This is a genomic window from Ruegeria sp. CDSB117 (assembly GCF_059611005.1).
On record NZ_JBXWOS010000005.1, the window covers coordinates 171,062 to 196,738 of the forward strand.

At 58.0% G+C, this 25,677-nt stretch carries 19 protein-coding genes; 9 read left to right on the plus strand and 10 right to left on the minus strand.

What is annotated here, in order from left to right:
• Positions 1-77 precede the first annotated feature (77 nt).
• The 4 genes from AC2FJC_RS08275 to AC2FJC_RS08290 are packed head-to-tail and all read left to right on the plus strand — an operon-like array spanning position 78 to position 5,137.
• The gene (locus AC2FJC_RS08275) at positions 78-1,922 is read left to right on the plus strand and encodes a feruloyl-CoA synthase (protein ID WP_496739119.1); all 1,845 of its coding nucleotides are present in this window, start codon (positions 78-80) and stop codon (positions 1,920-1,922) included.
• A complete protein-coding gene (locus AC2FJC_RS08280) occupies positions 1,919-3,547 on the plus strand; it encodes an acyl-CoA dehydrogenase family protein (protein WP_496739120.1) in 1,629 nt (542 codons plus the stop codon). Before AC2FJC_RS08275 ends, AC2FJC_RS08280 begins: the two co-directional genes overlap by 4 nt.
• A gap of 16 nt (positions 3,548-3,563) precedes the next feature.
• Positions 3,564-3,977 carry a Zn-ribbon domain-containing OB-fold protein gene (locus tag AC2FJC_RS08285; protein ID WP_496739121.1) on the plus strand — a complete coding sequence of 138 codons (414 nt, stop codon included), beginning with the start codon at positions 3,564-3,566 and terminating at the stop codon, positions 3,975-3,977.
• Positions 3,978-3,988: 11 nt separating this feature from the next.
• Positions 3,989-5,137 (plus strand): acetyl-CoA acetyltransferase, encoded by a 1,149-nt coding sequence (locus tag AC2FJC_RS08290; protein ID WP_496739122.1) that lies wholly within the window; start codon positions 3,989-3,991, stop codon positions 5,135-5,137.
• A 204-nt stretch (positions 5,138-5,341) separates the two neighbouring features.
• On the opposite strand, the gene AC2FJC_RS08295 is transcribed toward AC2FJC_RS08290, so the two are convergent.
• The 10 genes from AC2FJC_RS08295 to AC2FJC_RS08340 form a co-directional block, all read right to left on the minus strand.
• The gene (locus AC2FJC_RS08295) at positions 5,342-6,511 is read right to left on the minus strand and encodes an amidohydrolase family protein (RefSeq protein WP_496739123.1); all 1,170 of its coding nucleotides are present in this window, start codon (positions 6,509-6,511) and stop codon (positions 5,342-5,344) included.
• 287 nt (positions 6,512-6,798) lie between these two features.
• On the minus strand, positions 6,799-7,821 hold the full coding sequence (locus AC2FJC_RS08300) for an LLM class flavin-dependent oxidoreductase (RefSeq protein WP_496739124.1): 1,023 nt from the start codon (positions 7,819-7,821) through the stop codon (positions 6,799-6,801).
• Between the two features lie 254 nt (positions 7,822-8,075).
• Positions 8,076-9,845, minus strand: coding sequence for an acyl-CoA dehydrogenase family protein (locus AC2FJC_RS08305; protein WP_496739125.1), 1,770 nt, complete (start codon positions 9,843-9,845; stop codon positions 8,076-8,078).
• Positions 9,846-9,857: 12 nt separating this feature from the next.
• Positions 9,858-12,155 (minus strand): 3-hydroxyacyl-CoA dehydrogenase/enoyl-CoA hydratase family protein, encoded by a 2,298-nt coding sequence (locus AC2FJC_RS08310; RefSeq protein ID WP_496739126.1) that lies wholly within the window; start codon positions 12,153-12,155, stop codon positions 9,858-9,860.
• Entirely contained in the window at positions 12,156-13,337 is a 1,182-nt protein-coding gene (locus tag AC2FJC_RS08315; RefSeq protein WP_496739127.1) for an acetyl-CoA C-acyltransferase, read from the minus strand.
• A gap of 23 nt (positions 13,338-13,360) precedes the next feature.
• A complete protein-coding gene (locus tag AC2FJC_RS08320; RefSeq protein WP_496739128.1) occupies positions 13,361-15,010 on the minus strand; it encodes a long-chain-fatty-acid--CoA ligase in 1,650 nt (549 codons plus the stop codon).
• Between the two features lie 38 nt (positions 15,011-15,048).
• Positions 15,049-16,437, minus strand: a complete 1,389-nt coding sequence (locus tag AC2FJC_RS08325; protein WP_496739129.1) for an amidase family protein — start codon at positions 16,435-16,437, stop codon at positions 15,049-15,051.
• 25 nt (positions 16,438-16,462) lie between these two features.
• The gene (locus AC2FJC_RS08330) at positions 16,463-16,840 is read right to left on the minus strand and encodes a nuclear transport factor 2 family protein (RefSeq protein ID WP_496739130.1); all 378 of its coding nucleotides are present in this window, start codon (positions 16,838-16,840) and stop codon (positions 16,463-16,465) included.
• A gap of 48 nt (positions 16,841-16,888) precedes the next feature.
• Positions 16,889-17,536: a 3,4-dihydroxy-2-butanone-4-phosphate synthase gene (ribB, locus tag AC2FJC_RS08335; protein ID WP_496739131.1), complete on the minus strand. Its 648-nt coding sequence runs from the start codon at positions 17,534-17,536 to the stop codon at positions 16,889-16,891.
• 10 nt (positions 17,537-17,546) lie between these two features.
• Complete coding sequence (locus AC2FJC_RS08340) at positions 17,547-18,680, minus strand: LLM class flavin-dependent oxidoreductase (RefSeq protein ID WP_496739132.1); 1,134 nt, start codon at positions 18,678-18,680, stop codon at positions 17,547-17,549.
• 179 nt (positions 18,681-18,859) lie between these two features.
• On the opposite strand from AC2FJC_RS08340, the gene AC2FJC_RS08345 reads away from it, so the two are divergent.
• The 5 genes from AC2FJC_RS08345 (at position 18,860) to AC2FJC_RS08365 (ending at position 25,640) form a co-directional block, all read left to right on the plus strand.
• On the plus strand, positions 18,860-19,831 hold the full coding sequence (locus tag AC2FJC_RS08345; RefSeq protein WP_496739133.1) for a TetR/AcrR family transcriptional regulator: 972 nt from the start codon (positions 18,860-18,862) through the stop codon (positions 19,829-19,831).
• 262 nt (positions 19,832-20,093) lie between these two features.
• Positions 20,094-22,190 carry a hydantoinase/oxoprolinase family protein gene (locus AC2FJC_RS08350; protein WP_496739134.1) on the plus strand — a complete coding sequence of 699 codons (2,097 nt, stop codon included), beginning with the start codon at positions 20,094-20,096 and terminating at the stop codon, positions 22,188-22,190.
• On the plus strand, positions 22,190-23,839 hold the full coding sequence (locus AC2FJC_RS08355) for a hydantoinase B/oxoprolinase family protein (RefSeq protein WP_496739135.1): 1,650 nt from the start codon (positions 22,190-22,192) through the stop codon (positions 23,837-23,839). The genes AC2FJC_RS08350 and AC2FJC_RS08355 overlap by 1 nt, the downstream gene beginning before the upstream one ends.
• A complete protein-coding gene (locus AC2FJC_RS08360) occupies positions 23,839-24,906 on the plus strand; it encodes a pyridoxal phosphate-dependent aminotransferase (RefSeq protein ID WP_496739136.1) in 1,068 nt (355 codons plus the stop codon). Before AC2FJC_RS08355 ends, AC2FJC_RS08360 begins: the two co-directional genes overlap by 1 nt.
• Positions 24,903-25,640, plus strand: coding sequence for a maleate cis-trans isomerase family protein (locus tag AC2FJC_RS08365; RefSeq protein WP_496739137.1), 738 nt, complete (start codon positions 24,903-24,905; stop codon positions 25,638-25,640). The genes AC2FJC_RS08360 and AC2FJC_RS08365 overlap by 4 nt, the downstream gene beginning before the upstream one ends.
• Positions 25,641-25,677 lie beyond the last annotated feature (37 nt).

The window sequence follows — 25,677 nt, forward strand, 5'->3', positions numbered from 1 at the left end:
CAATTTTTTGGATAGCCTGATTTTCAAAATATGCATCATGTCGCATCCATGGCGACCAGATGACAGGGAGAGGAAAGATGAGCATTTCAGCCCGGCAAAGTGAAGACGGTATAGTGCCTATCCAAAAATTCGCGCCTTCAAAGGTGTTGCGAGAAGACCTAAGCGATGGCGCCTTTGTTTTGCGCAGCCCATACCTGCTGAATATGGATGTACAGTGCGTTTCTGAATATCTGGAACGCTGGGCGGAAGAAGCACCCGATCGCCTGTTTCTGGCCGAACGTGGGCCAGACTGTGAATGGATCAGCGTCACCTATTCCGAGGCTTTGACGCAAACCCGCTCACTGGCTGCGTTTCTTCTGAACAAGGGACTGGGTAGAGATCGCCCGCTTTTGATTCTGTCAGGCAATTCGGTCCGGCACGGTCTGCTGATGCTGGCTGCTATGCATGTGGGCATTCCTGTGGTGCCGGTTTCTGTCCCTTACTCTCTGTTCGACGAGTCGCTGGCCAAGCTGCGCCATATCGTCCGGACCACAAATCCCGGCATGGCCTACGCCGATGATGCCAAGGGCTTTGCCCATGCTTTTGAGTTTCTCGCCTCGGAAGGCATCGAACAGCTGTCGGACAATGGCGCACTGACCTTTGAACACGCCCTGGAAGCCACAGCTGACGTACCGGTTGCCCAAGCGCGGGCCACGATTGACCATGACACGCTGGCCAAGATTCTGTTCACCTCTGGCTCAACCGGGTTGCCCAAGGGCGTCATCGTAACGCAGCGCATGATGTTGGCCACTCAAGAAGCCGTGGTGCAGATTTGGCCGTTTCTGGAAAGCGCACCACCTGTTGTGGTTGATTGGCTTCCCTGGAACCATACGTTCGGCGGCAATTTCAACTTCAACATGATGCTGCGCAACGGCGGCAGCTTCTATGTCGATGATGGCAAACCCGTGCCGGGTGAAATCGAAAAGACAATTCGCAACGTGCGCGACGTATCGCCCACTCTGTTCTTCAACGTCCCGCGCGGTTTTGACATGCTTTTGCCGGTCCTGCGCGAGGACGCAGCCTTTCGCAACGCTTTTTTCAAGCGGCTTGATCTGATCTTTTTCTCTGGTGCGGGGCTACCCGACCATCTTTGGGAAGGTCTGGAACAATTGGGCGTGCAGGAACGGGGTGAGAAAATCCCGTTTGTAAGCGCTTGGGGCCTGACTGAGGCGATGATGGCCACTTGTGTGCACTTCCCCATCGACAAGGCAGGCGTCATCGGTGTGCCGGGTCCGGGATCCGAGCTGAAATTCCTGCCCAATGGTGGCAAGCTGGAAATGCGGGTCCGCGGACCGCATGTGACAACAGGTTATCTGAACAACGCCGAAAAAACCGCCGAGGCGTTTGATGACGAAGGGTACTTCCTGACTGGCGACGCGGGACGTTTGCAAGATCCAGATGACCCATCAAAGGGCATCGTATTCGATGGCCGCATCTCTGAGAACTTCAAACTGATGACCGGCACTTGGGTCGCAGTGGGCAACTTACGCGTTGCGTTGTTGCACGCCCTCAGCCCGATTGCCTCAGATGCCGTCATTACCGGCCATGACCGGAGCGAAATAGGAGCCTTGCTGTTCCTGAATGCGGATGAATGCAAAGCCCTGACCGGACGGGGCGACACATTGGCGGGTTACGCCGATGATCCGACTGTGCGCGCCTTCATTACCGAACGTTTGGCTGCATACAATGCCGGCCAAACCGGCAGCGCCACACGCGTGAAGCGCGTTCGCATCGAACACGACGCCCCGTCGGTTGAAAAGAATGAAGTCACGGAAAAAGGCTATATCAATCAACGCCTTGCGCTAGAGCTTCGGGCTGACGCGGTCACTGGCTTGTATGATGGAGCCGCGGATGTGATCGTATCAGGAAAGGCCGCCACATGATCGACTACACCGCCTCTGAAGCCGAGATTGCATTCGTCCTCAAGCATATCGGCCGACCCGAGCGGCTGCCAGATTGGAGCGACGATCTAGCCGAAGCCGTAATCCCAGCCTTAGGCCGCTTCATCAATACCGAGATTGCCCCTTTGGACATGATCGGCGAGGAACACGGCGCGCGTCTGGAAAATGGCCGTGTACGGATGCCACCGGGCATGGTTGCCGCCTATAAACGCTATGCCGATGCCGGTTGGCCGGGCCTTTGTGCGCCTGAAGAATATGGCGGGCAAGAACTGCCACACATTCTGGGTGCGGTTCTGGCGGACATGCTGGCTGGCGCGTGTATTTCCTATGAGATGGTGCTGAGCCTGGCGCAGGGCTGCATTCGAACTCTGAATGCCTCGGGCAATGACGATCAAAAGGCGCGGCTGTTGCCGCAGCTGGTGTCCGGTGAATGGATGGCATCGATGTGCCTGACCGAACCGGATGCGGGGTCAGATCTAGGTCGGATCAAAACAACCGCTACGCCCGATGGTGATGACTACGTGCTCAGCGGAACAAAAATCTTCATTTCGGGCGGTGACCACGACTATACCGACAACGTCTTGCATCTGGTGCTCGCGCGCACCCCGAATGCGGCACCGGGGGTCAGGGGCCTCAGCCTGTTCGCCTGCCCTGCCGTGTTACCCGATGGGACACGTAACCGGGTTCAGACTGTGCGAATCGAAGAAAAGATGGGGATGCATGCATCACCCACCTGTCAGATGGCGTTCGACGGCGCAAAAGCCGAATTGTTGGGCCAGGAAGGCCAGGGGCTGGCTGCCATGTTCACTATGATGAATGCCGAGCGTCTGGATGTGGCCCTGCAGGCCGTGGGCCAAATGGACGTGGCCTTTCAGCGTTCGCGTTTGCATGCCGCAGGTCGGCGCCAGGGCACGACATCAGAAGGCACGGCGCTGATCACAGAACACGGTGACGTTCAGCGGATGTTGCTGGATATCTACGCCTATACGTTGGGATGCCGGGCGATGGCCTATCGCACCTTTGTGGATATGGATTTGGGCGCCGATCAGGGGTTGCTGGATATCCTTACTCCGACCTGCAAGGCCTTCGCGACCGACGCAGTCAACGCGGCCTCAAGCCAAGCGGTGCAAATCCACGGCGGCTATGGATTCTGCAAGGAATACCGCGTTGAACAGATCATGCGCGACAGCCGCATCATGGCGATTTACGAAGGCACCAACGGCGTTCTGGCGACCGGAGTGGCCCGCCGCGCGATCCGCGCAAATGGCGGTGCGGCGGCGCAGGCTTTTAGCGATTTGGCCTCAACGGGCCCCAGCTCGGTCGAGCTGGCCGATGCGATCGACGCCTGGGAAACGGCAACCCAAGCCATGCAAAACTGTACAGATATCGGACCGTCGGTCTCGGACTATTTGCGGCTGACCGGGCTGGTATATTTTGGTCGCGTCTGGGCGGATCTCGAGGCCGCCGCGGACAACGCCCCGGAACCCGAATTGTTGCGCGCCACTGCGGCCCATGTCCGGGCGCGCATCCTGCCGGAAGCCGGTTTGCTGCGGCACCGCATCCTTAATCCAGAACCTACGCATTCTGCGGCGATCTTTGCCGCGTGAACATCAAGGACGACACATGACTGACTTTACTCTTCCCGAAGCCAGCCCTCAGGCCGACGCGGCATTCCGTTCCGGTCTGGCCGCTGGAAAATTTCTGATCCAGCGCTCAAAAACCACCGGTGAATACAACTTCTACCCACGCGCCCTGTCCCCCACCACCGGAGCAGACGATCTGGAATGGGTCGAAGCCTCGGGCCGCGGCACCGTCTTTGCCTCGACCATCATCCGGCGTCCGGCGAAATACGGCGGTGACATCAACAACGTACTAATTGATCTGGACGAAGGTCCTCGCATGTTCAGCCGCATTGTGGACGTGGACAACGAAGCGATCACCATCGGTATGAAAGTGCGGGCCGTTGTCATGACCCCCGACTTCGGACCCAACGCAAAATCCGGCGAAGCCGCCGTGTTCTTCAAGCCCGCGGAATAAGGAATTCAATCATGGCACACGCACTTCGCGGCAAATCCGCTATCGTTGGCAAAGGCTATTGGGGTTTGGGCAAAACGCCCAACACCTCACCAATGGAACTGATCGCCAGGGCCACACAGAACGCGCTGACCGATGCAGGCATGGACCTGTCCGAGATCGACGGCGTCTGTGGCGGCACCTTCTACCACTTCTTCCCCACCCTCTCGATCGCCGAGTATCTGGGCATCAAGCCAACCTGGGCGAACTCGGACATGGTGGGCGGATCGTCCTTCATGTCCTATCTGGTCGAAGCGACCATGGCGATTCAGGCGGGCTTGTGTAAGAACGTGCTGATCTGCTACGGCTCGAACGCGAAATCCGCGCGCGATCTCAATGGGTTGATCGAAACACCTCAATGGGAACGCGCCTATGAACCAATGGTGCCGGTGCCGGGATATGCCTTCACCGCGCAACGCTATATGCACGAGTTCAACGTACCCAAAGAGCATTTCGGACATGTCGCCATCTCGGCCCGGAAATGGGCTCAGCTGAACCCCGATGCGACAATGCAGGATGACCTGACGATGGAGGAGTATCTGTCCGCGCCCATGGTTGCCGATCCACTGGCGGTTCTGGATTGCTGCCTGATGTCGGATGGCGGTGCCGCGATCATCGTGACCTCGGCCGACCGCGCAAAGGATTTTCAGGAAAAGCCCGCCTATTTCCTTGGGGGCGGCAATGCCATTTCCCACCGCGAGATCAGCCAGGCTGCCACGCTGACCACAACCTGTGCCGCGGAAAGTTCGAAACGCGCGTTCGAGATGGCCGGCGTCACCACCAAAGACGTGGATGTGGTCGAACTTTATGATGCCTTCACCATCAACACGCTGCTGTTCCTCGAGGACATGGGCTTTGTAAAGAAAGGTGAGGCGGGGGCCTTTGTCGCCGATGGCAACATCGCACCGGGCGGCTCGCTGCCGGTAAACACCAATGGCGGCGGGTTAAGTTGCGTACACCCCGGCATGTACGGCCTGTTCTGTCTGATCGAGGCTGCGACCCAAATCCGGGGCGACGGTGGCGATCGTCAGATCGACGATGTAAATATCGCGATTGCCCATGGCAACGGCGGCACGTTCTCGAACGAGTTCACGACCGTTCTGGGCAGCGAAGCTGCGCTTTGAGCGATCAAAATGGGGCGCAAATACGCGCCCCAAATCTTGAGATTTTGCCAATACGATAAACGCAACCTGCCAAAGACATACCCTCGGCAAGAGTCACTTAGCGTCTGAAGCAGACAATCCAAGTTCGTATTGTTGGTAAAGCCCTAAGCCCGACCGCCAATCTGGCGACCGGGCCTAGGTTACAAACCTACGTTTCTCGTGTCTTTAAAGTACAGGTACGCGCGCTGCAGGAGGGGTCGAGCGCGACCGTCCGGTACGCATCTTACCATCAATCATAACAGCCCCAACTCCGGGGATGTTACCGACGGCCATGCCTTCCAAAACGTTCTTACCGTCCGATCCTTCTGGGCGGTCCATGAACACCAGATCGGCTGGACGGCCAGGTGCCACGATCCCTTGTGCAAGACCCCGTCTCTTGGCCACGTTTCCGGTGCCACAGCACCACGCCTGTTCGGCAGGCAATCCGCCAATACTGGCCAGCAGAGTTGCCATCCGCAGCATTCCGTTCGGCTGTACGCCGGACCCTGCTGGAGCATCTGTTCCAATCAGGAAATCGGCAAGGCGTCCTTCGGCCAGAGCGCCTTCCAGTGTCACGAGTACCGATTTCTCGTTACCATTGTGTACCGCTTCAAGCGCCCCTTTCGCGTGACGGCAAAGCTCTCGGAGTTCATCCTGCGAAATTGAGGTTGGTCCGCCATTGATATGACTGACTACGTCCGGTTGCGCTTCTAGCACATCTGCAGCTCGAACATCGTGAGAGCCCGCAATCGAAGGGCCGCCAGTATGCATAATGGTTTCAATTCCCAATTCCCGACACCAGCCGGTGACCCGTGCCGCGTCCGGGCCTTTGGCTACTGTCCCAAGGCCGATCTCACCAATATGCCGGATACCAGCCGCCTTTATTGCCGCATAGAAATCGCGATCAAAATCAAGTTCGGGCACTGGCGCTCCTGCCAAAACCTTGGCACCGGACGGGCGGAAATTTGAATAGCAACGTTGTGCCACCATCGCCAATGCCTTGACGCCTTCGGCATCCTTGGGGCGACCGGGCAGATGGACTTCGCCCGCGGATATGAAGCTTGTGACGCCGCCGTTAACATTCATTTCGATCCAGCCGATCTGGCTTTGGCGTGGGGTCCAATCGCCGAAAACCGGGTGGCAATGCCCGTCAATCAGGCCCGGCGCAACCGCACAGCCCGAGGCATCGATGATGCGATCCGCATCGCCGGCCTCAAAGCCCACAATCACTCCGTCTTCAATGAGAAGGCAATCACTGTCCGCAATAGGCGAGTCCAGATCACCGGTCAGAAGCAAACCGATGTTGCGGATTAGTGTGCGACCCTGTTCCGGCGTGTCTTTTGGTGCGTCAGCCATCTGATCCCCCATTTGGCATGTGATTTCTGGTTCATATTTGGATCAAAAAAAGCACGCCAAGTAACCGTTCGGCCGTCGTGCCTCCTTCAGACATTTTCATTAGTATACAAGCGATATTTAAAGACTTGTGTCAAGGCCTTCTAGTTGGCGCTACGCCGGGAATGGCTACTCTTGAGCGTCTGATTGACCAGAGCCAACCGATCCTCGCCTGTCAGATAGAAACCTGCATTCCCCAAGCCGCAGATTAGTACCGCGGCTTGGGGGCTGTTGGCCCCTATTGCCCCGGTTCAGGAAAACGCCTTGATGACTTTGGCGTAGTTATCCAACATCTCAAGCTCTTCATCCTGCGTGAAGTATCCGACGTGATGCCAGACGACGAATTCTTCGGTCCCGTATTTCTCTTTCAATGTACCAACCTGATCAATCACCTGGTTCACGGTGCCTTTCCAGACGCGTCCCATCGGCACATGATATGGCGGGGCATTATAAGCGAAATTGAACAGTTCCTCAAAATCGCGAGAGTGCCGTTCGGCCTGCGCGTCGGTCGATCCGATGGTCAAATGCCCGCCCAAAACCAGAGTGTTTCCAACCGTCAGATCGGTATGGCCATGGTGGTGCGCTTCTTCCAGATAGATCGGCATCGTCATATCCATGAACTCATCCTTGGACACAAAAGACACCAGCTTGGCGCCTTCCTTGGCCCAGAACTTCGCCGTCTCCATCGACCACGAAAACGGCACGTAAAGCGGTGGAAAATCCCGCCCGTCGGTTCGCTTACGCGGGCGCGGAACAATACCCATTTTGCGCAACGTGCCATTATCGTCCACCGCGCCTTCGCCGCCATACTTTGCGGTCGGGGGGAAGGGCCATGTGATGTTGTCGGCAGGGATGTTCCAAAACTCACCATGATGACTGAAGGTTTCGTTGGTCCAGGCCTTTTTGACCACGGCCCAACTTTCCTCCATCAATCGACGGTTCCGGGCATCTTCCTTGGATCGGTCAGATTGAGTTGTTGTGATATCAAGATGCTGCGCCAGTGTATTCAGCCAGCGCGGCGTGTTGCCTCGAACAAACCCACAGAACAATCGGCCACCGGACATGTGATCAATCATTGCCAGATCCTCGGCCAGACGCATAGGGTGATGCGCCGTCAGCGCCATACCCACCTGCCCCACCATCGGGTTTTTGGTGTTTGCAGCGATGTGCATATTCCACAAAGGCGGATTGGTCGTGGTTTCGATCCCTTCCATCTGAAAATGATGCTCGGTCATGCAAAACCCTGCATACCCGTTTTCGTCGGCAAATCTCATCTACTCGGTTGTCCGTTCTAACAGCGTTTCATACCGATCCGGGTCCGAGCCGGACAGAACGACATCTTCGCCCTTTGAATGCATAAAAAGTTGCACAAGGTTGTGCGTTTTCAAGACTATACCTGCCTTTAGTGCCAGTTCACGAAATTCTACTGCTGACCGCTCAACGGAACTTGATTTGGTTCAAGAAACGCAAAAAGGGCGCCCTGTTTCCAGAACGCCCTTTAGCACCGCTGTCTGTGAAGAAGGAGGAGTTACAAACAGCGATCAGCCCGACATACAACGCCGGGTTCACCGGCCTGCATGATTAATTCGTGGCTGACAGCACGGGGCAATGCCCGCGCCATAAAGGCGCGCGCTGCATTCACCCGATCCGCATAGTATTCTGGCGATTGAGAACCTGCTGCAGCCTTAGCCACCCGTGCAATCCGGGCGGACATCCAGGCCGACACGCTCAACGCCACAATTTCCAGATAGTCGCACGCGCCAGACAGCACGTCACCTTGCGCCGTGCCTAGCACCCAATCGGTCGAACGCCCAAGCCGGGATGCCGCATCGCGCAAGTTATTCTCTAAGTCAGAGAGGTCGCCGCCCAGTTTGCCCGCCTCGTCCAGCATGTCGGCCACCAGGCCCTTGATGACGGCACCATTGTCGCCGCGCACCTTACGCATAACCAGATCGCGGGCTTGAACGGCATTGGTGCCTTCGTAGATTTCAGTGATCCGCACATCACGCACCAGCTGTTCGACACCATAATCTTTGATGAAGCCATGCCCGCCATGCATCTGCACAGCCTCATTCGCCATTCGCGATCCCATGTCAGACAAATAGGATTTAATCACCGGAGTCAGCAGCGACAGATGCGCATCCGCCTCTTTACGCTGTTCAGGCGTATCGGCGCGATGCGCCGCGTCTAACAGACCAGCGCCGAAATAGGCCATCGCACGGGCGGCATCCATTTCGCCCTGCGCGGTCAACAACCGTCGGCGCACATCCGCATGAGCGATCAGCGGATCAGCTGGGCCCGTCGGGTTCATAGGTTCCCCGTCCGCGCGACCCTGTAGTCGTTCGTGGGCATATGATGTCGCGGTCTGAACTGCGGCTTCGGCCACGCCTAACCCTTGCAGGCCCACCGAAAGGCGCGCGGCGTTCATCATCACGAACATCGCGGCCAGGCCCTTGCCTTCTTCGCCGACAATCCAGGCTTTGGTGTCCTCGAAAGAAATGGCGCAAGTGGGTGATCCGTGGATACCCATCTTGTTCTCGATCCCGGCAATGGTGATCGTGTTTTGCTGGTCCGTCGTGTTGTTGTCCGCATCCAGCATGTATTTTGGTGCCAAAAACAGTGACAGTCCACGCGGTCCGGGCTGGGCGCCCTCGACCCGCGCCAGGATCAGATGGGCGACATTTTCCGACATGTCGTGGTCGCCCCAGGTGATGAAGATCTTGTTACCGGTGATGGCATAAGATCCGTCATCATTTCGCACGGCCTTGGTGCGGATCAGGCCCAGATCGGTGCCGCAATGCGGCTCGGTCAGGTTCATGGTTCCGGCCCAGTTGCCGGACGTCAGCTGAGGGCAATAGACCGCCTTTTGTTCGTCCGATCCATAGGCCATCAGCGCTTCGGCAACGCCGAAGTTCAGTTCGTGGATCAGGGCAAAAGCCAGATTGGTTCCGGCCATCCCTTCACGCAGGGCGGCATGCAGGACGAAGGGCAGTTGTTGGCCACCATATTCTTCTTCCAGTGCCAGCGCGTTCCAGCCGTCTTCGCAGAATACCTTATAGGCATCACTAAACCCGGGGGCGGCATGGACCTGACCGTCTTCCAACCGCGCACCCGGGCTATCGCCCGCCTCATTGCAGGTTGCCAGATTGTCGCGCACAAACCCGTTGATCGCGTCAACGACCGCAAAGAACGTATCTTTGTCGCAATGCTCATACCCAGGCAGTGCCAACGTCTTGTCGAGGTCAAGAACCTCGTCCAACAGAAAAGTAATGTCCCGCTGCGGGAGTTGATAGTCCATACCTATGATCCCTCAGTTTTTGAGCGGCTTGCCGGTCGTCATGGTGTGGCGCATCCGTTCGATTGTCTTATCCTGTCGGATCAGGCGCATCATGCCTTCGGCTTCCAGCCTGTGCAGCGCTTCTTCATCCAGAACGCCGCCCTCACCTCCGGCCAGTACGTGCGCCGTTTCACGCGCAATCTCGACCGTGTAGGGCGCGTCTGGCATAGCCTCGGCCAGTGCGGCCAGTTTGGGCTCCAGCGCGGCATTGATAGCGGCGGCATCCAGTGTGATCTCGGCCTTGGGCGCGGGTTTGTACCCGTCAGCCAGCGCCAGAGCCGCCGCCTTGGCCTCGGCCAGAAGGCGGTCGCGGTTCATGACAACGCCGTCCGTCGCGCGCAGATAGCCCGCGTGTTGCGCCATCGGGGCAGAGCCGGTCATCAGCGCCACAGAAATCACATCGAACGCAGCCTCGGCCCCTTTGACCGGATCACCCAACTCCGCCGCCTTGAGCAGCAACAGGGCTGTGGTTCCGCCCCACGCAGGCAGCAGGCCAACATTGGCCTCGACCAACCCGATATTGCTTTCCAACGCGGCCATGACCCGATCCGAGTGCATTAGGATTTCGCAGCCGCCACCAAGGGCCAGACCACAGGCAGCCGAGACAACCGGGAACGGCGCGTACTTGATCTTGCGCATCGTGGCCTGACCGATGGCCAGTTGCCCTTCGACCAGATCCAATTCCCCCGCATCAGCACGATCCAGCGCTTTTTTTAGGTTCGCGCCCACAGAAAAGTGGTTGCCGTCCGACCCGATGACCATCGCTTTGAAGTCTCGGCCCACAACGCCCAGTGCTTTGCTCACACCTGTCATCACCTGATCATCCAAAGCCGCATTAGGTGCCGTGATCGTCAGCAGAGCGACACCATCACCTATATCGCGCAGCACAACAGCCTCGGTCTGGAACACCGGAGCATCCGTCAGGTCAGATGCAAAGATCACCCCGGGGCCACGCGGCACGTCCGCTTGTTCGCCCGAAGGCAACAGCACCTTACGGTTACGGCCATGACCTGAATAAATCCCGCCGCGTTCAGCGGCCAACGCCAGCAATGGCGGCACGTCCTGACCCTCGGCCTTCAAGCGAGCCACAATCTTGTCCGCACCAATCTTGTCGATCAGCTTGAATGGGCCCATACGCCAATTGTATCCCAGCTCCATCGCTGCATCGATATCCGCCGGGTTGGCGGTAATCTCGGGCACGCAGTATGCTGCGTAAGACAAAGTCGGCCCCATTACGGCCCAGGCAAAATCAGCCAACCGATCACCGGCCTGATCAATAAAGTCGACACCAAAGCTCTTGGCCAACTCCGGACCCTTGGCCTGCGCACGATACTCTAGCGTTGCCAGATCAACGGCTTCGGCGACTGGTTTGCCATTTTCGTCCTTGGATCTGCGATAGAAACCCGCACCGACCTTGCGACCGGCCAAACCCTTGGCGGCCATCTGATCGAACAGCTCCAGACCGTCGGTATGGAATTGCTGCGGATCATCAGCCTCAAGCAGATTGCGCATAGACAGGCGCGATTTGCCCATCAGGTCGATACCGATCAGGTCCATCAACGCGAATACACCCGTTCCGGGCACGCCGAAGGGACGGGCCAGCACTGTATCAGCCTCTTCAACTGTGATGCCACGCGCCACGGCCTCGCGGGCAGCGGCGTTCATCCACAGCCCGCCCAGACGGTTGGCGATGAAACCGGGGCGGTCGTTGCAGGGCACGACGGTTTTGCCGAGGCGTTCATCGCTGAACGCACACGCACGTTCCGCAGCAGCCGGATCTGTGTCCGGTCCGGTCACAAGCTCAATCAGGCGCATATAGCGCGGCGGGTTGAAGAAATGCACGATGATGAACCGCTTGCGCAGGCTGTCATCCATTTGGTTGACCAAATCGGCCAGCGGAATGGTCGAGGTGTTCGAGCTCAGCAGTGCATCGTCGCGCAGGTAAGGCGCAATTTTCGCATAGAGCGCGTGTTTGATGGCGAGGTTTTCCAGAACAACCTCAACCACCCAATCACAGGTCGAAAGCTGATCCAGATCATCATCCAGATTGCCCGCTGTCAGCCGGGCCGCATAGGCCGGGTCGGCCAGTTGCGGCGCGCGGCCCTTGGTCATGCGTGCAATGGCACCTTTGGCCAACATCGAGCGGTCTTCGGCATCCTTTGGGACGATGTCCAGCAAAACGACCTGAGCACCGGCATTGGCGAAATGCGCGGCAATGCCTGCCCCCATCACGCCCGAGCCGATGACAGCAACTTTTTTGATCGCAGTCATTTACAGAACCTCGAACAGACCAGCAGCACCCATGCCGCCGCCGATGCACATAGTGGCAACGATGTACTTCGCGCCGCGTTTCTTGCCCTCGATCAGCGCGTGACCGACCATACGCGTGCCCGACATACCATAGGGGTGGCCCACGGAAATCGCGCCGCCATCGACGTTCAGGATCTCCTTCGGGATGCCCAGCGTGTCGCGGCAATACAGGGCTTGCGATGCAAAGGCCTCGTTCAGTTCCCACAGGCCGATATCGTCCATCTTGAGGCCATTGCGTTCCAGCAATTTCGGTACGGCAAAGACCGGGCCGATGCCCATCTCATCCGGTTCGCAACCCGCAACCACATAGCCCATGTAGCGCCCCAGAGGATCCAGCCCGCGCTTTTCAGCCAGCTTCTCTTCCATCACGACCTGCGCCGAGCCACCGTCGGACAATTGCGAGGCGTTACCAGCCGTGATCCACTTGTCCTCGCCCATCACTGGAGTGAGACCCTGCAGGCTTTCCAGCGTGGTCGAAGGACGGTTGCACTCGTCCTGCGACAGCGTGACCTCTTCATAGGTGATCTCGCCGGTTTCCTTATTCTTGTTCGCCTTGGTGACCGTGATTGGCACGATTTCATCGTTAAATTTGCCCGCTGCCTGCGCCGCGGCGGTGCGCTGCTGAGATTGCAGGGCAAACGCATCCTGCGCCTCGCGGGTGATGCCATAGCGTTCGGCTACAGTATCGGCGGTCGCGATCATCGGATCGTAGAACCCACGAATGTTTTGCGCGATCCAGTCCTCTTTCAGGCGATAGGTGTTATCGCTACCCATCACCAGCGAGATGCTTTCGGCACCGCCACCGACAACCACATCGCAGCCATCGACCATGACCCGCGAACAGGCGCGTGTCAGCGCCTCAAGACCTGAGGAGCAGAACCGGTTGATGGTTTGGCCCGATGCGGTCACGGGCAGACCGGCGCGCATGGCGACCTGACGGCCAAGATTGCCGCCGTTTGCACCTTCGGGGACGGCATTGCCGATGATCACGTCCTCGATTTCAGACGGGTCAACACCGGCGCGTTTGACCGCCTCGGCGACAGCATGGCCACCATAAACGGCGGGGTGAGTGTCGTTGAAAGCACCACGAAAGGCTTTGCCAATTGCAGTACGGGCGGTCGAGACGATTACAGCAGAACGCATTAGATTGATCCTCGAAGGAAGTGTTAGATGTCAGTGGGCAGCTTGTAGTCGGCGTATTGCTCACGCAGATGCAGCTTTGAAACTTTGCCGGTGGCGGTGTGCGGAAGCTCGGCCTGGAACACCACGTCGTCGGGCGTCCACCACTTGGCGATCTGACCCTCGTAGAGCGTCAGGACATCCACGCGGCTGACATCCGAGCCCTCACGCCTGACAGCAACGATCAGCGGGCGCTCATCCCATTTACGGTGTTTGGCGGCGATACAGGCGGCCTCCAGAATGTCCGGGTGGCTCATGGCGATGTTTTCCAGATCGATCGAGGAAATCCACTCGCCGCCCGATTTGACGACATCCTTGGTTCGGTCGGTCAGGCGCAGATAGCCTTTCGGGTCGATCGCCGCGACATCACCGGTGATGAACCAGCCGTCGTCGGTAAAGGCATCAGCACCGGCCCCGCCCCAATAGCTTTCGGCAACCCAGTGGCCGCGCACCTGCAACATACCCGAGGCAACGCCGTCATGTGGCAGCAACTCGCCTTCATCATTAACGATGCGCATCTCGACCCCATAAAGCGCGCGACCCTGTTTGGTTTTCAGCGCAAGGCGGTCGTCGATTGGCAGTTTATCCTCGCCCCATTTGGGCACCGAAAGCGTGCCGACCGGGCTCAGCTCGGTCATGCCCCAGCCATGCACCACGTCGATACCGTGGCCTTTTTCGATCTGCTCGATCAGTGACAGAGGTGCGGCTGAACCTCCCATCATCGCGCGTTTGACTGTTTTTAGCGTGGCGCCCTGCTGATCCAGATATTCGAACAAGCCCAGCCAGACAGTCGGCACACCCGAGATCATCGTGACCTCTTCATCGTCCATAAGTTCGCGCAGCGGGGCCGGATCCATGCCTGGTCCGGGCATGACCAGTTTGGTGCCGTTCATCAGGGCCGCATAGGGAATACCCCAGGCACAGGCGTGGAACATCGGCACCACGGGCAAAGTGGCATCACGCGAGCTGAGCGCCAGCCAGTCGCCGCCGGACACTCCCATGGCGTGCAACACGGTCCCACGATGGGAATATAAAACGCCTTTTGGATTGCCTGTTGTGCCAGATGTGTAGCACAGCGCCATGGCCGCGTTCTCATCCAGTTCGGGCCAGTCATAAACCTCGGGCTTGCCCGCGATCAGGGATTCGTAGTCTCTGACCAGAGTCTTCATCTGCGGCACCTGGTCCGGGCCAGTCAGGCTGAACCAGGCCTGAACGCTGGGGCAGCGGGCCGAGACAGCATCGATCAGCGGCGCAAAAGTCGTGTCGAAGAACATGTGCGTGTCTTCGGCGTCGTTGATAATAAACGCGATCTGATCCGGATGCAGGCGCGGATTGATCGTGTGGCAAATCGCACCGATGCAAGCCAATGCATAATAGAGTTCCAGGTGCCGATTGTTGTTCCAGGCCAACGTCGCGACGCGGTCACCCGGCCCCACACCCAGTTCGGTCAAAGCGTGCGCCAGTTGTTGGGTCCGTCGCCCCATATCCGCAAAGCTGTAGCGATCAATCGTCATGTCCGAGTTGCGCCAGACAATCTCCGCCTCGGGATGCGCACGCATGCCATGACGGAAAATGCTGGTCACCGTCAGTGGCATCGTCATGATCTGCCCGGGAATCGTCGTTTTTTCTGCGCTCATTTTTTGCCTCTCAATGTGTTTTTCTGCATCTGCGTCCGTCACAGAGGCGCAGGCGGCATTTCTCCGATGTCCCGTTCGATCCGCCACGACATTTGCAAAACGCCCAGATCGTCAAAGCGGCGTCCGACCAGTTGCATACCGATCGGCAGCCCGTTTCGGTCTAGCCGGACCGGAATACTGGATGCCGGTTGCTCAGTGAGGTTGAACAGGAAGGTATTAGCCCAGCTTTCGAACGGCTTATCGGGGTCAGACCCCGGCAGGTCGGCAGCAAAGGCGGTGTCAGGTGCCGATGGCAACAGGACAAAATGATGGCCGTCAATCAGCGCCAACGCACGTTCGCGCAACGCCTGCGTGTGATCGAAATTCCGCTGATGCTCAACAGCGGGCAATGCGCGTGCATCGTTGGTCCAGTCGCGGATATAGGGCGTTTTCGCCTGTTCGGCCTCGGGTTGGCGCATCAGTTCGGACAGGGTACGTATTTTGTAGAATGCCTCGGCGGGTTCCCAGTCCGTTCGGCTGAACGGCGCGGTTTCAAGATAGGTGACCTGAACGCCCATATCCCGCAAAACCTGTGCCGTCCGTTCCAGCGCTGCCTGAACATCTTCCGCCACCGGTTCGCCCAAGCCCAGCTCGGGGATGACCAGAACCGACATGCCTTTGCGATCGCCGCGCGTCAGGCGCGAAACATAGTTCGCGCCGTCCCGTGCCAATGCCGCGAAATCGCGTGTATCCTCTCCGGTCAGAACATTCATATGCAGCGCGACGTCGCCAAAATTGCGGGCCAACGGCCCCGCCGTGATCGCCGGGCTGTTGCAGACGTAATAGGGCACTCGCCCCTGGCTGGGCTTCAGCCCGGCCAGGCCGCAATACGAGGCCGGCAGACGGATGGATCCCACGATGTCGGTCCCAATCGAAACCGGCTCGATCCCAGCGGCAACACTGGCCGACGCGCCCGAAGATGATGCGCCTGTCGTGCGCGATACATCCCATGGATTGCGGGTAACCCCATGCTTTGAGCTCACTCCGCCTGCAAGAATGCCATAATCGCACATGGTATTTTTGCCCAGGATCACGGAACCGGCCTCACGCATGCGTGCTACGGTGGGATGATCGGTTGTGCTGACCGATGCCTCACCCGCCGCCGAGCCGCGATAGGCGGGCATACCGATGCAATCCATTGCGTCTTTGACTGTTGTCGGCACGCCATCCAGCGGCCCCATTGGTATGTTGTCGTGCCAGCGTTTCTCGGACGCCCGGGCCGCTTCAAGCGCGCCCTCGGCATCCACGTGGTAAATCGCGTTGATCCTTGGATTTACCGACTCAATACGGGCCAGCGCTGCCTGCGTGACCTCGACCGGAGACAGCTCTAGCCGGGCAAAGGCCTGCACCATGGCACGCGCCGAAAGTTGGGAATATGGGGCGGTCATTCGGGGCTCGATCAGATAAAGGGGATCAGTCTTCGGTGCGCTGGACGTAATAGACCTTGGCCGCAATCTTCCAGCCTTCGCCGGTGCGGACCAGCGACAGGTAGTCGATGAAGTATCGCGGCTGCACGGCGCAGTCGATCTTGACAAAGGCTGTATTCGGCCCAGATTGATCGATCGAGATTGTGTGCCCGTAGGCAGGATAGCCCTTGGATTTCGGGCTTTCGCGACCGCCGATGACCTCTTTGTATTTCTCCAACGTCATGTGAATATAACTGCCATCCTCGTTGGCGCAGCAAAGATCACATTCAGGCAGAAACATCTGATCGGTTTTGCTGATGTCTCCGTCATGCAGGTTTTCGATATACGCCTGCATCAGGGTTTCGATCTCGGCGAATGCGGTCATAGGATATCCTCGGTCATGAGTGTCTTGAAACGCAGGTGGTTTTGGCTGTCAGGCGGCCTTGTTGGAAAGCAGGTCCTGGCGAAACCGTTTGAGGTCTTCGATCGTGCCGACCTTGAGGCCGTGCCGGGCCCCAAATTCCAGCAGATCCGGCAGGCGCGCCATTTCACCGTCATCATTTATGATTTCGCAGATCACGCCGGCGTCCCCCTGCCCGGACAGGCGGGCCAGATCAACTGCGGCTTCGGTGTGGCCTTCGCGTTCCAGCACACCGTGCGGTCTCGCCACCAATGGAAACAGATGCCCGGGCGAAACCAGATCGACCGAAGAGCCGCTGTCAGATGCCAAAAGTGCAATGGTTCGCGCCCGGTCGCTGGCGGAAATGCCGGTGGTCGTGCCTTCTTTCGCATCCACCGAAATGGTGAACGCCGTATGATGTGGATCCGTGTTCAACGCTGTCATCGGTCCAAGACTGAACTGCTCGGCCCGTTCGGGCGGAATGGCCATGCAGATCAAACCCCGACCAAAGCGCGCCATGAAATTTACGGCGGTCGCATCCGCGCAGGCGGCTGGAATCACCAGATCGCCCTCGTTCTCGCGGTTTTCATCGTCGACAAGAATTACCATACGGCCTTGTTCGCAATCCGTAATGATCTCTTCGATGGGCGACAGCTGATAAACTTCATGCAGATCGAACACGGTCTTCCCCTTATCCGTTCAGAGGTTTGATGACGCCTTCGGCGAATTCGATCAGAGCTTCCTGCTCGATCTCGTCGCCAAAGTAGTTCACGTGGTGCCAGACAAAGAATTCGTCGATCTGATAGCGCTCGGCCAGTTCACCGACCTGGTCCAGAACCTGTTGACGCGAGCCGTCCCAGACGCGGCCTAGTGGGACGTGATAGGGCGACGCGTCGTAGGCCGAGAACCACAGGTTGTCGAACATTTCGCGGTACTGTTTGGTCTTGGCGGGAGTCTTGCCCATCATCAGATGCGCACCCAGAGCCAGAACGTCGTTGTTGGTGGTTTGAGGCAGCCCGTTTTCATGCGCGGCCTTCAGACAGTTCTCAAGGATCACCGGCATGAATTCTTCTTTGTCGGCGGTCACGAAGGATACCATCTTGGCCCCTTCCGAAGCCCAGAACTTGGCAGTTTCCATCGAATACGAGAACGGCGCATATACTTTTGGGTGCGGCTTTTGCAGCGGCCGGGGAACGATGCCCGATTTGCGCAGGATCTTGTTGCTATCAACCGGGCTGTCACCACCCCAGAGTTTAGTCGGATTGAACTCCCACTCGACATTCGACGGGAAATTCCAGAATTCGCCCTGATGTTCGGTCAGGTCGTCAGTCCACAGCGATTTGATCAGACGCCAGTTTTCGTACAGCGCGCGACGGTTGCGCTGGTCGGCCTCGGACTTGTCGGATTCAGCCGAGGTGATGTCCAGGTGCTGCCCCATGGTCGCCGTCCAGCGCGGCGTGTTCCCGCGTGAGAACCCTGCGAAGACGCGGCCGCCGGTCATGTGGTCCAGCATGGCGATGTCTTCGGCAGTCTTGATCGGGTTCATCGCGGTCAGGTTCATCCCCAACTGACCAACTTTGAAGTTCTTGGTGTGCTGGGCAATGTACATGTTCCAGAACAGCGGGTTCGTGGTGCATTCAACGCCTTCGACCTGCATGTGGTGCTCAGTCAGGCAGAAGCCGTCATAGCCCAGCTCTTCGGCAAGGACCATCTGATCACGCATCGTGTGCATCATCTTGTTGAACCGAGCAGGGTCACGTCCGGCAAGCTGAGTATCCTCGCCATGCTGGCGTGCGAATGGAATGGCGAGAATCTTGAACTTCATACAGGCGTCCCCTGGCGTGTGATTGAACGTTCACTAACATTCCCATACAGCCGGCAATTTCGTCAAGCCCCGAATTGACTTTCCCTACGTCGCAATGACACTGCGACGATTTCCAACTGGACAAGAGATAGGGATTTCAACATGTTGCCCTCAGGTAGGGTCCTATGGAGGCAAGCCACGTGTTTTTGTATTCCGCTGCGCAAGTTGATGAATTTATTAATAAATCGCAGCTAGATGGCGTGTGCGTTGCGTTGGCGATTGATGCTGCGCGCGAGGAACTCAAACGCCTCGGAGACACTTTGCATCCAACACTGGTCAACACCTCGGCCACGAATCTGGCAACTGCGGGACAGGGGCAAATCGAGGCTCAGGCCATCCGCATGTCGCCAGAAGATTCGCTGCTGACCACATACCGTGTCTCGATCGTTCAGGCCGGACACAATCCCGGTGAAGCCGCCACGCTGATGGAAGTGACCTGCACGTTCTCAGTCGATGCGCAACTGGCGCAAACGCCGAAATCCACACAAGCCGAAAAACCGCCCCGCGCCCTGTCCGACACCGCCGAGGAACGTCGACGACAGATCTTTGAGGGCGCGTGCAAGGTGATCGCCAAGCATGGGTTCGGCAATGCATCGATGCGCGAGATTGCCAAAACATCCGGGCTGTCGGTTCCGCTGATGTACAAGTACATCAAGGACAAAGATGACATACTGCACTTGATCACTACGATGTGCATGCAGGACATCATCGACTTTTTTGATACCGGAGAACTGTTCACCGGCCCCGCCGATCAGAACCTTGAAAAAGCGGTTGACCGGTACATCGATTACATTGGTGAAAATCGCCGCTATATCAATCTGGTCTATTCGGAGACACGGTCTATGTCTGCCGAGAACCGCGCGCGTGTATTTGATATGGAGCGTGAATTCATGGGCCGCTGGAAAGGCATTCTGGACAAAGGGGTCGAGCAGAAAGTGTTCCGCCCCATGAACACAGAGTTGATGGCCAACTATCTGTATTTCCTGTGCAACGTCTGGTCACTTCGGCATTGGAGCATCGGAAAATTCCCGGAAAGCGAAATCCGAACCAGCCTGAAGGCGCTCATCATGGATGGTGTTTTAGTCAAAGCTGCTCCCTCCAAGAAATCCTGAGCGAACCATCGACCGATCTGGTTGGTTGATGCACAAACGCTTAGGCAATCAAGATGCAAATCTCTGTCGCTTCCAAGCGATTTGGTCGCAAATTAACTTGCGACACGTCTTGGGCGTGTCAAACTGCGTACATGACACCGCTCTCTAGTCCAAACCCTCTGGATCGCCGCGCAACCGGTTGTGACCTCGTCGTCTGTGGATGATAGCAGGCGCTCTGCGCCTTTTGCCCTCCGCCCAGACAACGGACAATTCGGACACCCTCATGACATCTCAAACCTTACGCCTGGCCATTGATATCGGCGGCACCTTTACCGATACGGTGCTCGTCTCGGACGATGAGACCATATTGGCTTCGACCAAGACGCTCACAACGCACCAAAATCCTGCAGAGGGCGCGATGGAGGGCGCAAAACGTGTCATAGCGGAATCCAGCCGGTCGTTGAATGAGGTGACAAGTTTCATCCACGGAACGACGCTGGCGACCAATGCATTAATCGAACGGCAAGGCGCTGTTGTGGCAACTGTTACGACCGAAGGGTTTCGCGACATTCTGGAAATCGCGTATGAGCGGCGATATGCGCAATATGACATCAACCTGGAAAAGCCGGACCTGCTGGTACCACGCGAACGGGCATTCACTATTCGCGAACGGATGGATGCCGGAGGGGATGTGCTGATCCCATTGGACACCAGCGCAATTGACGCGCTGCTGATTGAATTGGATGCCAGCGAGGTGGATGCTGTCGCAATCTGTTTGATGCATGCCTATGCCAACCCGTCACACGAACGCAGGTTGCGCGACATTCTGGCGGAAAAACGCCCCAGCCTGACAGTTTCAATTTCCTCTGATGTCAGCCCCGAGGCGCGCGAGTTCGACCGGCTTTGTACCACGGTCGCCAATGCCTACATCCAGCCACTAATGGAAAGCTATCTGGCGCGCTTTGCCTCACGGTTCCAGACAGAAGGCGTGACCTGTCCGATCCTGATGATGACGGCCAGTGGCGGAATGTGCACCGTTCAGACGGCCTCACGCTTTCCGATCCGGCTGGTCGAAAGCGGCCCGGCGGGCGGAGCAATTTTGGCCGCACGGATCGCAGCGCGGGCTGGGATTGACGAGGTTTTATCTTTCGACATGGGCGGGACGACTGCGAAGCTCTGCCTGATTGACAATGCACAGCCTCAAACCTCGCGCCAATTCGAAATCGCGCGGGCCGCGCGGTTCATCAAGGGATCGGGCATGCCTGTACGTATCCCTGTGGTCGAAATGATCGAGATCGGCGCAGGCGGCGGCTCAATCGCCGGGGTTGACCGGCTGGGACGGTTGACTGTGGGTCCAAAATCGGCCGGATCAGAACCCGGTCCGGCAGCCTTTGGACGGGGTGGCACCGAGCCAACCGTGACCGACAGCGACATCACCCTGGGCTATATCGTGCCGGACACATTTGCCGAAGGGTTTATCAAGATCGAACCCGAGGCTTCCAAAGCCGCACTGAGCCGGGTCATAGGCACGCGTTTGGACACGAACGCCACAGGGGCGGCGGACGGCGTCAGTCGCATCGTCGATGAAGGCATGGCCAGTGCGGGCCGAATGCATGCGGTGGAGTCGGGCAAGGACCTCGGTTCGCGCACAATGATTGCTTTCGGCGGCAACGGCCCCCTGCATGCAAGCCGGGTGGCCCGATCCGCAGGGGTCAGTCGCATCGTGATCCCGCCCAATCCAGGCGTCGGGTCCGCGGTCGGGTTCCTGTTTGCTCCGGTCAGTTTTGAGATCGTCAGATCAAGTTATTCTCTACTTGAATCCCTGGATCTGGAGCGGGTCAATGCCCTGTTTTCCGACATGATCGACGAGGCAAGCCGGGTGGTTGCCCAAGGCGCGGGTGATGCACCCACCGAAACGCACCGTACGGCCTTCATGCGCTACAACGGTCAGGGCCACGAGATCGAGATTGCCCTGCCTGATCGCGATTTAACTTTCGAAGACATAGAGCCGCTGACTGATGCGTTCGAGGCGGAATACCGTAAACAATTCTCGCGTCCCGTGCCCGGGATGCAAATCGAGATCCTGAACTGGGGTGTCCGCGTCGCAACCCCAGATGCGGATGTTCCAGATTTGCCGGAAACGCCAGTTCTGACAACTATCACACCAGCCCAAACCCGCCCCATCACCTGCGATGTAGATGGTCAGATAAAGCAGGCTGGTTTTGTGCCACGCGACAGTCTGAACCCCGGCGACCGGGTTTGCGGCCCGGCGCTGATCACGGAACCGCAGACGACGACTTTGGTCTCATCAGACTTCTCGGCGCATGTGGATGCCATTGGAAACCTCATCCTTATCCAAGATCAGAAAGGAGGTGTATGATGACTGCCGATCATTCCCCCGCCCGCATGCAAGTCATGTGGAACCGCCTGCTTGCGGTGGTCGAAGAACAAGGCCAAACCCTGATCCGCGCCGCATTCTCACCCATTGTGCGCGAATGCGGCGACATCTCTGCCGGGATCTTTGACGCCGAGGGTCGGATGCTGGCACAGGCGGTTACCGGAACGCCGGGCCACATCAACACGATGGCCGAAGCCGTGATGCACCTGCGGGGCCATTTCCCGGTTCAGCACATGAAGCCCGGCGATATCTACATGACCAATGATCCTTGGCTCGCTTCGGGACACCTCAACGACTTTCTGCTGATGATGCCTGCCTTCAAAAACGGCAAAGTCGTCGGCTTTACTTCATGCACATCCCATCTTGTGGATCTGGGCGGCCTTGGCATGGGCCCGGAAGGGTCGGATATCTATGATGAGGGTCTGCTGATCCCACCCTGCAAGCTGGTCGAACAAGGCGTCCCGAACGCCTTGCTTTTGGACATTGTCCGCGCCAACAGTCGCGAGCCTATTGCTAATGAGGGCGACATATATGCACTGATCGCTTGCAGCGAAGCGGGCGTGAACCGCCTGGTGGATATGATGGATGAGTTCGGGATCGACGATCTGGATCAACTGGGCAGCTACATCATCGACACCTCGCGCCGCGGCACGCTTGAAGCCATGGCCGAAGTGCCCGCAGGCACCTATAGAAACGTTCTGAGGATGGACGGTTATGAAAAAGAACTGGAACTGCACGCGACCTTGACGGTCAGCAAAGCGGGCATCCATGTGGACTTCACCGGAACTTCGGGCTGTTCGGGCAAGGGTATCAATGTGCCGCTGAACTATGCGACCGCCTATACCGTCTTCGCCCTGCGCTGCATCGTCGGGTCTGACATCCCCAACAACGCCGGATCGCTGGAGCCGTTCACAGTGGACGGGCCAAAAGGTTGCATCCTCAATGCACAACGCCCCGCCCCGGTAGCAATGCGGCACACGCTAGGACAGGTAACACCGGATCTGGTGCTTGGATGCCTGCATCAGGCCCTGCCAGATCAGGTCCCCGCCGAGGGCGCGTCCTGCATGTTCGATCTGCCGATGCGGCACGCACCCGAAGTGGCGCGAGATGGAGGTCGGGAATTCGCGGTTGAACCTGTACATAATGGCGGCACCGGTGCCCGGCCACACGCGGATGGCTTGTCTGCCACAGCCTACCCTTCGGGTGTGTTCGGATCACAGGTCGAAATCACGGAAAGCGTGGCCCCGGTCACAATCTGGAAACGCGAACTACGCCAGGATTCAGGAGGTGCAGGCAAGTATCGCGGCGGTCTCGGCCAACGGATCGAGATGACCTCGGCCAATGGCGCACCCTTCCTCGTTTTCCTGTCGGTTGAGCGCCTCAAATTCCCCGCCCTCGGACGCATGGGTGGAAAACCCGGCGCACCCGGTCGTATTCGTTTCCGCGATAGCGAAAATGATATCCCGGGCAAAGGAGAACTGCGCGTTAAAGCTGACGACTACCTGATCTTTGAAACTCCTGGGGGCGGTGGTTTTGGTGACCCAGCCGAGCGAGACCCACAGGCAATCTCCCTAGACCTCAAGCGCGGTCTGATCAGCGCAGAAGGCGCAAAATCCTACGGGGGCGCATAATGATCCGCCCGGTTCCCCACATAAGTGCAATGGCGGCCTATGCGCTGGCCGACCTTGGCGGCGAAAACACTATCTCGTTGGCCCAGAACGAAAGCGCCTTTCCCGCAAGCCCCGCTGCCATCAAGGCGGGTCGTGACGCACTGGCCGATCTGCAATTGTATCCTGATCCGGAATGGTCGGAACTGCGCACAGCAATTGCCGATGTGCATGGACTCGATCCGGCACGGGTGCTGTGCGGAGCGGGCTCGATGGAGCTGATCGGCTGTTTGATCCGCGCCTATGCCGGGCGCGGTGATCGGGTCCTTGGCACGGATTATGGATATGCGTTTGCCGCCTCAGCAGCAGCCCAGGTTCAGGCCGATTACGTCAAGGCGCGTGAAGTGGATCTGACCGTATCCGTCGACGATATCATCGCCGCGGTGACACCTGAAACGCGGATCGTCTTTGTCTGCAACCCCGGCAATCCGACCGGCACCCTGATCCCCAATTCCGAGATCCTTCGTCTGCGCGATGAGCTGCCCACCGATGTTCTGCTGGTCGTCGATCAAGCTTATGCTGAGTTTTCCGATCACATACATGATCCGACCGACATCTTCGCGCTGACCGATCGAGGGGACACCGTGATCATGCGCACCTTTTCCAAGGCCTATGGCCTGGCGGGAGCGCGTGCAGGATGGGGGTACTTCCCGCCCGAGATTGCGGCTGAACTACGCAAATTGCTTAATCCAAACAATATTTCCATCGCTTCACAGGCGGCGGCAGTTGCAGCAATCCGCGATCAGGCGCATATGCAAAATGTGGTTGCCCGCACGACTGAATTCCGTGAACGATTTGCCGTGGAATGTCGTGCGTTGGGCCTAATCGTTCCTCAAAGCCACACAAACTTTGTGCTATTGCGCTTTGCCTCAACGCAGGATGCGCAACGGGCAGACGCGGCGCTGCGGGCGGACGACCTACTAATGCGCGGCATGGGAGGATACGGCTTAACCAACTGCTTGCGCGCCACAATCTGCGAAACACCGGTCATGGATCGGTGCCTGACCGCCTTGAAGGGAGCACTGAAGTGACCGAAACACGAACCGCAGCCAAAATCGGTGTTCTGGTACCCTTCACCAACACCAACCTCGAACCGGATATGGAGTTGTTGAGACCGCCCAACACCACAGTCCATTTTCAACGCATGGGCGGATATGACGTGGATGAAATCCCCGGCTCGGATCAGATGGCGGGGTTGGGCGCATCGGATATCACTCACGACCTGCAGATGATCTCGGGCATACGCCCCGATGTGGTGTTGTATGGCTGCACCTCGGCGACGCTGACCCACGGACCGTCCTTTGATGCAGAGCTGGCCCAGCAGATCAAGGCGGGCTCGGGTGCAGTTTCGCTGACCGCTGCAGGGGCGTTGATCGCTGGGATCAAATCAGTCGGCGCAACAAAGGTCGGTTTTTCATCGCCCTATTTGGGCGAGATCAATGAACAGGCGATGGACTTCATGCTCCGCAATGGCATTAAGACTGTCAAATGTGTCGATGTCGGCCGCGAACTTGGCAACTATGGGCAAGGTGAACTGACCCCGGGCGAAGTGTTCGACCTGGCGTGCAGAGCTGATCACCCGGACGCGCAGGCAATCGTCCTAAGCTGCACAGACATGCGCTCGGTCGAGGCGATTGAACGGATTGAGGCTGCGCTGAACAAACCCGTCATTACCTCCAATCAAGCGATGGTCTATGGATTGCTGAAAGAGCTGAATCTACCGCGTCACGAAACGTTACCTGGGCGTCTGTTCGATAGCTTGTGACGCGCGGTCAGGGCAAATGAGATTTTTACGACCCGCC

Coding starts and splice junctions, on each gene's coding strand:
- AC2FJC_RS08275 (WP_496739119.1), top strand. CDS start 78: ATGAGCATTTCAGCCCGGCAAAGTGAAGACGGTATAGTGCCTATCCAA.
- AC2FJC_RS08280 (WP_496739120.1), top strand. CDS start 1,919: ATGATCGACTACACCGCCTCTGAAGCCGAGATTGCATTCGTCCTCAAG.
- AC2FJC_RS08285 (WP_496739121.1), top strand. CDS start 3,564: ATGACTGACTTTACTCTTCCCGAAGCCAGCCCTCAGGCCGACGCGGCA.
- AC2FJC_RS08290 (WP_496739122.1), top strand. CDS start 3,989: ATGGCACACGCACTTCGCGGCAAATCCGCTATCGTTGGCAAAGGCTAT.
- AC2FJC_RS08295 (WP_496739123.1), bottom strand. CDS start 6,511: ATGGCTGACGCACCAAAAGACACGCCGGAACAGGGTCGCACACTAATC.
- AC2FJC_RS08300 (WP_496739124.1), bottom strand. CDS start 7,821: ATGAGATTTGCCGACGAAAACGGGTATGCAGGGTTTTGCATGACCGAG.
- AC2FJC_RS08305 (WP_496739125.1), bottom strand. CDS start 9,845: ATGGACTATCAACTCCCGCAGCGGGACATTACTTTTCTGTTGGACGAG.
- AC2FJC_RS08310 (WP_496739126.1), bottom strand. CDS start 12,155: ATGACTGCGATCAAAAAAGTTGCTGTCATCGGCTCGGGCGTGATGGGG.
- AC2FJC_RS08315 (WP_496739127.1), bottom strand. CDS start 13,337: ATGCGTTCTGCTGTAATCGTCTCGACCGCCCGTACTGCAATTGGCAAA.
- AC2FJC_RS08320 (WP_496739128.1), bottom strand. CDS start 15,010: ATGAGCGCAGAAAAAACGACGATTCCCGGGCAGATCATGACGATGCCA.
- AC2FJC_RS08325 (WP_496739129.1), bottom strand. CDS start 16,437: ATGACCGCCCCATATTCCCAACTTTCGGCGCGTGCCATGGTGCAGGCC.
- AC2FJC_RS08330 (WP_496739130.1), bottom strand. CDS start 16,840: ATGACCGCATTCGCCGAGATCGAAACCCTGATGCAGGCGTATATCGAA.
- AC2FJC_RS08340 (WP_496739132.1), bottom strand. CDS start 18,680: ATGAAGTTCAAGATTCTCGCCATTCCATTCGCACGCCAGCATGGCGAG.
- AC2FJC_RS08350 (WP_496739134.1), top strand. CDS start 20,094: ATGACATCTCAAACCTTACGCCTGGCCATTGATATCGGCGGCACCTTT.
- AC2FJC_RS08355 (WP_496739135.1), top strand. CDS start 22,190: ATGACTGCCGATCATTCCCCCGCCCGCATGCAAGTCATGTGGAACCGC.
- AC2FJC_RS08360 (WP_496739136.1), top strand. CDS start 23,839: ATGATCCGCCCGGTTCCCCACATAAGTGCAATGGCGGCCTATGCGCTG.